Raw genomic sequence first — 11,430 nt, 5'->3', positions numbered from 1 at the left:
ATTTTTAAAAACGAAGACTTACCCGCACCGTTGCGGCCGATTAAACCGATTTTCTCGCCGCTGTCGAGTTGAAAAGAAGTTTTGTCGAGCAAGGCGACATGGCCGACGGCAAAAGAAGCATTTTCTACGGATAAGATATTCATGGGGAAACTTCAAAAAAGAAAAGAGGGACATTTTAACCGATTATCGGCAGATATTTGCCGACAATCATATGAAATTGAAAGTATCAGGCCGTCTGAAAGCAGTTTTCAGACGGCCTTCATTATTATTCTTGAACCTTCAAACCGAAATGCAGATAGGCTCGTTCGGTTGCTACGCGTCCGCGCGGTGTACGCTGCAAAAAGCCCTGCTGAATCAGATATGGTTCAATCACATCTTCGATGGTATCGGTTGATTCGCCAATCGCAGCAGCCACGTTTTCCAAACCGACAGGACCGCCGCTGAACTTGTGCAGAATCGCCTCAAGGAATTTCCTGTCCATCACATCCAAACCCTGACCGTCCACATCCAGCATACTCAAGGCAGCATCGGCAATTTCCGCATCAATGACGCCGTTGTTTTTCACATCGGCATAATCGCGTACACGTCGCAAAAGGCGGTTGGCAATACGCGGCGTACCGCGGCTGCGCTTGGCCACTTCCATCGCACCCTCGTCGCCCATATCCAACTGCAACAACTGGGCAGAACGAGCAACAATAGTCGCCAAATCTTTATTCTGATAAAACTCTAATCGGGACACGATACCGAAACGGTCGCGCAAAGGATTGGTCAGCATACCGGCACGGGTCGTCGCGCCTACCAATGTAAACGGCGGCAAATCGATTTTGACCGAACGCGCGGCCGGCCCCTCGCCTATCATGATGTCCAACTGATAATCTTCAAGCGCAGGATAAAGGATTTCTTCAACCACAGGGCTTAAGCGGTGGATTTCATCAATAAACAGCACATCATGCGGCTCGAGGTTGGTCAACAAGGCTGCAAGGTCGCCGGCACGTTCCAAAACCGGGCCGCTGGTTTGGCGCAAATTAACGCCTAACTCTTTGGCGATAATGTGTGCCAAAGTAGTTTTGCCCAAACCCGGAGGACCAAACAGCAAAGTGTGGTCAAGCGCTTCGCCACGTTTTTTCGCTGCCTGAATAAAAATAGCCAACTGCTCTTTTGCTTTATCCTGTCCGATATAGTCGTCTAAAGTTTTCGGACGTAAAGCGCGTTCAAGCAATTCTTCCTGAGCGGAAATATTTTGAGCAGTGATAATGCGCTGAGGTTGTGCAGAAGTAAGATTATCGGTTTGTAACATAATGTTTCTAAATTCTAAGACCATTCCCGACCCGTTATTTCAGATGGCCCGAACAATCAGATAAAGCGGTTAAATTATGATTTTGGCCATTATACCCGATAAGGCCGAGCCACTTTCCCCTCAAATCTAAATCACACAAAAATTTTCGTTTTCAGACGGCCAAAGCAACGTATAATAAACGGTTAATTCAAATACCTATCGCATTCAGGAGAACACATGAGCCTCAAGCAAAAAGTCATCGCCATCGACGGTCCCAGCGCATCCGGTAAAGGGACGGTTGCCTCACGCGTAGCCGAAGCCTTGGGTTTTCTTTACCTCGACTCCGGTGCGCTTTACCGCCTGACTGCGCTTTATGCACAAAAACAAAATGTCGCTTGGACAGATGAAGATGCCGTCAGCACACTGGCAGAAACCTTGCCCGCACAATTTGAAGGCAGCGTTGTATTATTAAACGGCGATGATGTATCCGAGCAAATCCGTACCGAAGCGATTGGCATGGGCGCATCTGCCGTCGCGCAGTTGCCTAAAGTGCGTACTGCCCTTTTGCAACGCCAACGCGACTTCCTAACCGAAAAAGGCTTGGTCGCCGACGGCCGCGATATCGGCTCGGTTATTTTCCCTGATGCCGCATTAAAAATTTTCCTGACCGCAAGTGCCAATGTCCGCGCCCAACGTCGTGCCAAACAACTCGGTATCCCATGCGAAGGCGTTGCATTCGAGCGTATTTTGTCGGACATTGAAGCGCGCGACGAAGCAGACCGCCGCCGCCCTGTTGCTCCGTTGAAACAGCTGCCCGATGCCCTGCTTTTAGATACTGATAACCTTTCTATCGAAGAAGCTGTAAAAAAAGTGCTTGATTGGTATCATAAAGTTTAAAATTTGGAGTATAATCGCGAAGTTTTCATTTCAGACGGCCTGTTAACCCTATAACAAGGCCGTCTGAAAACATTTCCCAACCTGCCGCGCCAAGGACGGCAGGTCATTTCAAACCTAACCCGCACCCCTTGGCGGTGTACCGAAAAGAGTATATATGACTATGGAAAATTTTGCCCAGCTGCTGGAAGAAAGCTTTACCCTGCAAGAGATGAACCCAGGTGAAGTGATTACTGCCGAAGTAGTCGGCATCGATCAAAACTTCGTTACCGTTAACGCAGGTCTGAAATCAGAATCTCTGATTGATGTTGCTGAATTCAAAAACGCTCAGGGCGAGATTGAAGTTAAAGTTGGCGATTTCGTTACCGTTACCATCGAATCTGTTGAAAACGGCTTCGGCGAAACCAAACTGTCCCGCGAAAAAGCCAAACGTGCTGCCGACTGGATCGCTTTGGAAGAAGCTATGGAAAACGGCGACATCCTGTCTGGCGTTATCAATGGCAAAGTCAAAGGTGGTCTGACTGTTATGATCAACAGCATCCGCGCATTCCTGCCGGGTTCTTTGGTTGATGTACGTCCTGTAAAAGACACTTCTCACTTCGAAGGCAAAGAAATTGAATTCAAAGTGATCAAACTGGACAAAAAACGCAACAACGTTGTTGTGTCCCGCCGCGCTGTTCTGGAAGCTACTTTGGGCGAAGAACGCAAAGCCTTGCTGGAAAACCTGCAAGAAGGTTCAGTTATCAAAGGTATCGTTAAAAACATCACCGATTACGGTGCATTCGTTGACTTGGGCGGCATCGACGGTCTGTTGCACATTACCGACTTGGCATGGCGCCGTGTAAAACACCCAAGCGAAGTTTTGGAAGTTGGTCAAGAAGTAGAAGCTAAAGTCCTGAAATTCGACCAAGACAAACAACGTGTTTCCTTGGGTATGAAACAACTGGGCGAAGATCCTTGGAGCGGCCTGACCCGTCGTTACCCACAAGGTACCCGCCTGTTCGGTAAAGTATCCAACCTGACTGACTACGGTGCATTCGTTGAGATCGAACAAGGCATCGAAGGTTTGGTACACGTTTCCGAAATGGATTGGACCAACAAAAACGTACACCCAAGCAAAGTTGTTCAATTGGGTGACGAAGTTGAAGTAATGATCCTGGAAATCGACGAAGACCGCCGCCGTATCTCTTTGGGTATGAAACAATGCCAAGCTAACCCTTGGGAAGAATTTGCCGCCAACCACAACAAAGGCGACAAAATCTCCGGCGCAGTTAAATCTATCACTGACTTCGGCGTATTCGTAGGTCTGCCTGGCGGCATCGACGGCCTGGTTCACTTGTCCGACCTGTCTTGGACTGAAGCCGGCGAAGAAGCTGTACGCAAATACAAAAAAGGCGAAGAAGTTGAAGCCGTTGTATTGGCCATCGACGTTGAAAAAGAACGTATCTCTTTGGGTATCAAACAACTGGAAGGTGATCCGTTCGGCAACTTCATCAGCGTAAACGACAAAGGTTCTTTGGTTAAAGGTTCTGTGAAATCTGTTGACGCCAAAGGTGCCGTAGTCGCTCTGTCTGAAGAAGTTGAAGGCTACCTGCCTGCTTCTGAATTCGCTGCTGACCGCGTTGAAGACCTGACTACCAAACTGAAAGAAGGCGACGAAGTTGAAGCCGTTATCGTTACCGTTGACCGCAAAAACCGCAGCATCCGTCTGTCTGTTAAAGCGAAAGACGCTAAAGAAAACCGCGAAGCGCTGAATTCAGTTAACGCCGCTGCAACTGCCAATGCCGGTACTACCAGCCTGGGCGACTTGCTGAAAGCCAAACTGTCCGGCGACCAAGAATAAGGTTGCAGACATGACGAAGTCTGAATTGATGGTTCGCCTTGCAGAAGTGTTTGCCGAAAAAAATGGCAACCAACTGCTGGCTAAAGATGTCGAATACAGTGTAAAAGTCTTGGTTGATACCATGACCCGTTCACTGGCTCGTGGACAACGTATCGAAATCCGCGGTTTCGGCAGCTTCGACTTGAACCACCGCCCTGCCCGTATCGGGCGCAACCCGAAAACCGGCGAACGCGTGGAAGTGCCTGAAAAGCATGTTCCTCACTTCAAACCGGGTAAAGAGTTGCGTGAGCGTGTAGACTTGGCATTGCAAGAAAGTGCTCATTAATACTTAGTAGCAAAACGCCGCAGAAATGCGGCGTTTTTTTGTTTTCTCAAGAAATACCAAAGCCGACTCTTTTCACGTATACCTCAATCACACACTATTTCAACTATATTTACTACAATGCTTTTGCAAAAAACGCAGGCCGTCTGAAATCATTTATAATAGACCGACTATTCTGTAATGAAAACATCATTCCAACTACTGTCCAAACTATTGTGGATGATGTTTCAACTATCGCCAGTAAAGCATAATAAAGGTTACACATGAGCAATAGAGACCAACTATTCACACCACCTCCATTTGAAAACCACAGCCCATTGACTTGGTATCAGGCTGCAGCCGAACAGCCCAACTTCATCCGCGACGAAGCCCAAGCGCGAGCCATTGAATATTTGGATCGTTTGTGGACCGAGCTGATGATGTTCAAACGCAAACGCAACCGTTTTCTCGGCCGTAGCTTGCGTTCCCCTCAAGTACCTAAAGGACTCTATTTTTATGGCGGCGTAGGACGCGGTAAAAGCTTTTTGATGGATGCTTTTTTCGGCTGTCTTCCCTATCGTCGTAAGCGTCGCGTGCATTTCCATGCCTTCATGGCCGAAATCCATCAACGCCTTAAAGTCTTGAAAAGCGAAGCTAACCCTTTAAAAGCCGTTGCAACAGAAATTGCCAAAGAAACACGTGTATTATGCTTTGACGAGTTTCACGTTAGTGATATTGCCGATGCCATGATTTTGGGCCGTTTACTGGAAAACCTGTTGAGTGAAGGTGTAGTCTTGGTAGCCACTTCCAACTACGCCCCATCCGAACTCTATCCTCAAGGTCAAAACCGCAGCAGCTTTCTCCCAACCATCGCCCTTATCGAGTCCAACCTGACCGTTTTAAATGTGGATGGCGGCGAAGATTACCGATTGCGTACCTTGCGTCCTGCCGAAATTTTCTTTGTCCCCAATAATGAAGAGAACGAGCAAAAACTGGCTGCTTTATTTAAGGAAATGAGCGGAATCTCTGAATTAAACCCAGGCATCAGCATTATTCATGGACGAGAAATTCCTCACAAAGCCCAGTCAGAACGCGCCATCTGGTTTGATTTCCGCGCATTATGTTTTGGCCCGCGTTCACAAGCTGACTATCTGTATTTAGCCGAACATTATGAGATGGTTTTCCTTTCAGGATTAGAACGTCTAACCCCGCAAGAAAAAGCAGAAGCACGCCGTCTGACATGGTTAATTGACGTTTTATATGATTTCCGTGTGAAATTGTGCGCCACCAGTGCAGTTGGCGTAAACGATATTTATGTCGAAGGCGATTTCGCCGAGGAATTTACCCGTACAGCCAGCCGTATGATCGAAATGCAATCCGAAGTCTATTTGGAACAACCACACCTGACTTTAAGCAAATAATGCCTTTCCCAAAAAGGGGCGAAATTTGGTAGAATACACTTCCCTCGCCTCTTGGCTACGGCAACTCACCTATTAATAAAAACAAGGACATAACATGGCCATCGAACGTACGATTTCCATCATCAAACCCGATGCAGTAGAAAAAAACGTCATCGGCAAGATTTACAGCCGCTTTGAAGAAAACGGCTTGCGCATTATTGCGGCGAAAATGAAACATCTGTCTGAGCGCGAAGCAAAAGAGTTTTATGCTGTACACAAAGACCGCCCTTTTTATGAAGACTTGGTTAAATTCATGACTCGCAATCCTGTTATGATTCAAGTATTGGAAGGTGAAAACGCCGTTGCCAAAAATCGCGAATTGATGGGCGCAACCAATCCAGCCGATGCAGCTCCGGGCACAATCCGTGCCGACTTTGCAGAATCTGTCAGTGTTAATGCTGTACACGGTTCTGACAGCGTGGAAAATGCTGCGATTGAAATCGCCTACTTTTTCAGCCAAAGCGAAATCTGCCCACGATAAAAGCAAAAAGCCTGTAGCCGCTTTACGGCCGTCCGATTCCATATCGGACGGCAAAAGTGCTTTGTATGCCCTGCAAATGACAGGCCGTCTGAAACCCTAAAGGCTTTTAAAGCAAAGCTGACCGATAAGCCTCTTTACTTTAAAAGCTTTATTGAGAAACATAAAAATACATGAAAACCAATCTACTGAATTACGATTTAAATGGACTGACGCAACACTTTGCCGAAATGGGTGAGAAACCTTTCCGCGCCAAACAAGTCATGCGTTGGATGCATCAAGCCGGTGCACAAAACTTTGAAGAAATGACTGACTTGGCCAAATCATTGCGTGCCAAGTTGAATGAACAAGCCACAATCGAAGTGCCTAAATTAATGATGGCACAAGAATCTACTGATGGCACACGCAAATGGTTGCTGGATGTCGGCACGGGCAACGGTGTAGAAACCGTCTTTATTCCCGAAGCCGAACGCGGTACTTTGTGCATCTCTTCCCAAGTAGGTTGCGCATTGGAATGCACTTTCTGCTCTACCGGACGACAGGGTTTCAACCGCAACCTGACTGCCGCTGAAATTATCGGTCAGCTTTGGTGGGCCAATAAAGCCATGGGTGTTACCCCTAAAAACGAACGCGTTATCTCCAACGTGGTGATGATGGGTATGGGCGAGCCTATGGCAAACTTTGACAATGTTGTTACTGCCTTGAGTATTATGTTGGATGATCATGGCTACGGCTTGAGCCGCCGTCGCGTGACCGTTTCCACTTCGGGCATGGTTCCACAAATGGACAGACTGCGTGATGCAATGCCTGTTGCTTTGGCTGTATCTTTACACGCATCCAACGATGAAGTGCGCGATCAGATTGTTCCTCTCAACAAAAAATACCCGCTCAAAGAATTGATGGCGGCCTGTCAACGTTATCTGGTCAAAGCCCCCCGTGACTTTATTACCTTTGAATACGTTATGCTCGACGGTATCAATGATAAAGCACAACATGCACGCGAATTGATTGAATTGGTTAAAGACGTACCATGCAAATTCAATCTGATTCCGTTCAATCCTTTCCCAAATTCCGGCTACGAACGTTCTACCAATGAAAATATCCGTGTCTTCCGCGATATTCTGCAACAAGCCGGCTTTGTCGTTACTGTCCGCAAAACCCGCGGCGACGATATCGATGCCGCTTGCGGACAATTGGCCGGACAAGTACAAGATAAAACACGCCGCCAACAAAAATGGCAACAGATTTTGGTCGAACAATAAGGTTAATTATGAAAATCAAGTTCGGATTCGCTTTACTTACCGCACTGACTCTTTCTGCCTGCGCTTCCTCTTCCGGCCCAAGCCCTAAAGAACGTGCCATTCAAGTTTCTAATATCAAAACCCAACTGGCTGTGGAATATATGCGCGGCCAAAACTACCGCCAAGCTACTGAAAGTATCGAAGAGGCGCTTAAGTCCAATTCCAAAAATGACCTTGCTTGGTTGGTACGCGCCGAGATTTATCAGTATTTGAAAGTCAAAGACAAAGCTCAAGAAAGCTTTCTTAAAGCATTGTCTTTAAAACCTGATAGTGCGGAAGTCAACAACAACTACGGTTGGTTCTTGTGCAATCAAATGAATGCACCGGCCGAATCTTTGGCTTATTTTGACAAAGCACTGGCCGACCCAACCTACCCAAGCCCCTTTATTGCCAATATGAATAAAGGCATTTGCAGCGCAAGGTTAGGTCAATACTCTTTAGCCCAAGCCTATTTGGAAAGGTCTTTAGCAGCAAATCCGCAATTCTTCCCTGCTTTCAAAGAACTTGCCCGAACCAAAATGATGGCAGGCAATCTGAACGATGCCGACTATTATTTCCGCCAATACCAAAGCAAAGTTGATGTCCTGCAGGCTGACGATTTGCTTTTAGGCTGGCGTTTGGCTACCGCCTTGGGTAATAAACACGCCGCATACGAATACGAAGCCCAACTTAGGGCAAACTTCCCTTATTCAGACGAACTACAAACCGTCACAACAGGCCAATAAATGGAAAATAACGATAAAATCAACTACGACACACAAGCCGCCAAAACATTGGGGGATGAATTACGCAAACACAGAACTGATGCCAAAATCGATATTCAAGATGTTGCTTCACGTTTGAAACTGTCTACCGAACAAATTGATGCTTTGGAAAAAGGGGAATATTCCGGCTTTCCCGGTTTAGTCTTTGTTTCAGGTTATCTGCGTTCATATGCACGATTTCTGAAAATCGACGAACAAATCATCGCCAAACATTTGCGCTCCATTACTCCGCAACTTGAAGACCATGTATACGCGGTAACACGCAGCACCAACTCCGGCTTAAGCTTCACAGATACTGAAAAGCAGGGCTTCCCAAAATGGATATTGGGGATAGCCGCATTGGCTTTGGCTGTAGGCGGCGTTTACTTTTGGCAAAGCAAATCCAGTTTTGAAAACGAACAGGCAAATATTCAAAACAGCAAAGATGTTGCTGATACGATGAAAACGCCTGCCTTAAAAACGGATAATGTTGCCGTTAGCGAAATGACGGAAGACGGCAAAAAAGAAATCACCAATAAGCCTGAAGTGGCCAATGATCAAGCAGCCTCAGCAGCTTCCGCCGCCGTACAAGAAGAGAAACCTGCTGTCAAAGTTGAGAAAGACGAACTTTGGATTAAAGTCCAATACCGAAGCAATCTGATTATTGCAGACAAAGATGGAAAAGTTGTATTCAGCCGTATCGTTCCAGCCGGAAGCGAACAACGTCTGAGAGGCGGCGCACCTTACAATGTTTGGATCGGTATTGCAGCCGGCTCGGAAGCCAATTACGGCGGCACACCTATCGAACCTTTGAAATACCGTGTTGCCGGTGAAAAATCCGCCTCTTTTGTTGCAGGAAAAAACTAAAATGACCACACCTAAACGCCGTCAGACACATCAAGTCAAAATTGACCATCTCATCATCGGCTCCGATGCGCCCGTTGTTGTGCAATCTATGACCAATACCGACACCGCAGATGCAGAAGCAACAGCCCGACAGGTCAAAGAGTTGAGCGATGCCGGCTCAGAAATGGTCCGTATCACGGTTAATACTCCTGAAGCGGCTTCCAAAGTAGCCGAAATCCGCAGCCGCTTAGACGATATGGGCTACACCACGCCCCTGATCGGCGACTTCCATTTCAATGGCGAACGCTTATTGGCCGAATTTCCTGAGTGCGGCAAGGCCCTGTCTAAATACCGCATCAACCCAGGCAATGTCGGTAAAGGCGCAAAAGGCGATGAGAAATTTGCCTTTATGATTCGTACAGCGGCAGAAAACAATAAAGCCGTACGCATCGGTGTGAACTGGGGTTCGCTTGATCAAAGCCTTGCCAAACGTATGATGGATGCCAACCTAGCTTCTGCCACACCGAAGCCGCCTGAAGAAATCATGAAAGAGGCTTTGATTGTTTCGGCGCTGGAATCGGCAGAAAAAGCCGTGGCTTTGGGCTTGCCTGAAGACAAAATCATTTTGTCGTGCAAGGTCAGCGCCGTACAAGACTTGATTCAGGTTTACCACGAATTAGGCAGCCGTTGCCGTTACCCGCTCCATCTCGGCCTGACCGAGGCGGGCATGGGTAGCAAAGGCATTGTGGCTTCCACCGCAGCTTTGTCCGTATTGTTGCAAGAAGGTATCGGCGACACCATTCGAATTTCCCTTACGCCCGAACCTGGCTCCCCACGTACACAAGAAGTCATTGTCGGTCAGGAAATCCTGCAAACCATGGGCTTACGCTCCTTTACGCCAATGGTTACAGCCTGCCCGGGTTGCGGCCGTACCACCAGTACCGTATTCCAAGAATTGGCGCAAGACGTACAAAACTATTTACGTCAAAAAATGACTATTTGGCGCACTGAGTATCCAGGCGTTGAATCATTGAACGTTGCCGTAATGGGTTGCGTAGTCAATGGCCCGGGCGAAAGCAAACTTGCCGATATCGGTATCAGCCTGCCAGGTACAGGCGAAACACCGGTTGCGCCGGTTTATGTAGACGGCGAACGGAAAGTTACCCTCAAAGGCGACAATATCGCTGCCGAGTTTTTACAAATCGTTGAAGATTATGTCAAAACCAACTATTGCGAAGGTGGCGCAAAACGTAAGCAAAACCGCGTTATTCCGATTCAATCTGCCTAAAACATTTTCAAGATAAAGAGGCCGTCTGAAAATATGTTGGGCAAACTGGATACTTGGCTGACTGAACATCCCAAACGCAAGGATTTGCATGGTTGGCGACGCTTTATCGTTGAATTTTGGTTTTTCGGTTTGAAAGAAGCACGAGCCTGCTTATTTGCAGGCTTGTTTTTCATTGCCATGTTCCTCGTTCCGAAAACAGGCTTGTTGGGAATTTCGCGCTACGACCTGCTGCTGATTTTTGCCATCTCCATACAAGCAGCCATGCTGTATTTCAAGCTAGAAACTTGGGATGAAGTGAAATCGATTACGCTGTTTCACTTGGTGGGCTTTGCTTTAGAGTGGTTCAAGACATCAGGCGATATCCAATCATGGAGCTATCCGGATGAGGCTTATACCAAAATCGGCGGCGTACCGCTGTTTGCAGGCTTTATGTATGCCGCAGTCGGCAGCTATATCATTCAAGCATGGCGGCTGTTTGACTTAAAAATCAAAAGCCATCCGCCGTATTGGTTGGGTACTTTGTGCGCACTGGCGATTTATATCAATTTCTTCACCCATCACTATATCGGCGACTATCGCTGGTATCTTGCTGCTTTCGCTCTCGGCCTATATGCCCGGACAACGGTCTTATACACGCCCTATGACACCACTCGCAAAATGCCGCTCCTGCTCGCTTTCGTCCTGATCGGATTTTTTATTTGGCTGGCGGAAAATTTGGGAACCCTATTCGGCGTTTGGCGCTATCCCAACCAAATCGGCGCGTGGGCATCGGTACACATCAGCAAATGGAGTTCATGGGCTTTACTGGTGATGATGACTTTTACCATCGTTGCGAATTTAAAACACATCAAACATACCATCAGCGTATCAAAAGATTAGTTGCTTAATATTTTAAAAGGCCGTCTGAAACTTTCAGACGGCCTCTAATTTTCAACAATCAATTAAACAAACTTAAGGCTTTAACAAACACCATAATGACGCCATAGCCCAAAGGAATGCA

Annotated in this window: 12 protein-coding genes; 10 read left to right on the top strand and 2 right to left on the bottom strand. The window is 47.2% G+C overall.

Features of this window, described 5'->3' with window-relative positions:
• On the bottom strand, positions 1–143 hold a 143-nt coding region (locus ACTHS3_RS06060), incomplete at its 3' end, for an ATP-binding cassette domain-containing protein (RefSeq protein ID WP_440367393.1).
• Positions 144–265: 122 nt separating this feature from the next.
• The gene (gene ruvB / locus ACTHS3_RS06055; RefSeq protein ID WP_039862144.1) at positions 266–1,297 is read right to left on the bottom strand and encodes a Holliday junction branch migration DNA helicase RuvB; all 1,032 of its coding nucleotides are present in this window, start codon (positions 1,295–1,297) and stop codon (positions 266–268) included.
• Between the two features lie 216 nt (positions 1,298–1,513).
• On the opposite strand from ruvB, the gene cmk reads away from it, so the two are divergent.
• The 10 genes from cmk to ACTHS3_RS06005 all read left to right on the top strand — a co-directional run bounded on the left by cmk (position 1,514) and on the right by ACTHS3_RS06005 (position 11,309).
• Complete coding sequence (gene cmk, locus ACTHS3_RS06050) at positions 1,514–2,173, top strand: (d)CMP kinase (protein ID WP_004519781.1); 660 nt, start codon at positions 1,514–1,516, stop codon at positions 2,171–2,173.
• 154 nt (positions 2,174–2,327) lie between these two features.
• Complete coding sequence (gene rpsA / locus ACTHS3_RS06045; protein ID WP_003678994.1) at positions 2,328–4,013, top strand: 30S ribosomal protein S1; 1,686 nt, start codon at positions 2,328–2,330, stop codon at positions 4,011–4,013.
• A 10-nt stretch (positions 4,014–4,023) separates the two neighbouring features.
• Complete coding sequence (locus ACTHS3_RS06040) at positions 4,024–4,338, top strand: integration host factor subunit beta (RefSeq protein WP_003678992.1); 315 nt, start codon at positions 4,024–4,026, stop codon at positions 4,336–4,338.
• Positions 4,339–4,598: 260 nt separating this feature from the next.
• Positions 4,599–5,735, top strand: a complete 1,137-nt coding sequence (zapE, locus tag ACTHS3_RS06035; protein WP_049333700.1) for a cell division protein ZapE — start codon at positions 4,599–4,601, stop codon at positions 5,733–5,735.
• A gap of 94 nt (positions 5,736–5,829) precedes the next feature.
• Positions 5,830–6,255: a nucleoside-diphosphate kinase gene (ndk, locus tag ACTHS3_RS06030; protein WP_004519785.1), complete on the top strand. Its 426-nt coding sequence runs from the start codon at positions 5,830–5,832 to the stop codon at positions 6,253–6,255.
• A gap of 170 nt (positions 6,256–6,425) precedes the next feature.
• Positions 6,426–7,514: a 23S rRNA (adenine(2503)-C(2))-methyltransferase RlmN gene (rlmN, locus tag ACTHS3_RS06025; protein WP_003683577.1), complete on the top strand. Its 1,089-nt coding sequence runs from the start codon at positions 6,426–6,428 to the stop codon at positions 7,512–7,514.
• Positions 7,515–7,522: 8 nt separating this feature from the next.
• A complete protein-coding gene (pilW, locus tag ACTHS3_RS06020; RefSeq protein WP_004519786.1) occupies positions 7,523–8,278 on the top strand; it encodes a type IV pilus biogenesis/stability protein PilW in 756 nt (251 codons plus the stop codon).
• On the top strand, positions 8,279–9,163 hold the full coding sequence (locus ACTHS3_RS06015; RefSeq protein WP_049336589.1) for a helix-turn-helix domain-containing protein: 885 nt from the start codon (positions 8,279–8,281) through the stop codon (positions 9,161–9,163).
• A 1-nt stretch (position 9,164) separates the two neighbouring features.
• The gene (gene ispG, locus ACTHS3_RS06010; RefSeq protein ID WP_070625379.1) at positions 9,165–10,430 is read left to right on the top strand and encodes a flavodoxin-dependent (E)-4-hydroxy-3-methylbut-2-enyl-diphosphate synthase; all 1,266 of its coding nucleotides are present in this window, start codon (positions 9,165–9,167) and stop codon (positions 10,428–10,430) included.
• Positions 10,431–10,463: 33 nt separating this feature from the next.
• A complete protein-coding gene (locus tag ACTHS3_RS06005; RefSeq protein WP_004519788.1) occupies positions 10,464–11,309 on the top strand; it encodes a DUF817 domain-containing protein in 846 nt (281 codons plus the stop codon).
• Positions 11,310–11,430: the final 121 nt, after the last annotated feature.

It is taken from the genome of Neisseria sp. P0009.S007 (assembly GCF_051962515.1).
Note: the sequence above shows the minus strand (reverse complement) of the source record. Positions and strands in the feature narration are given on the sequence as shown.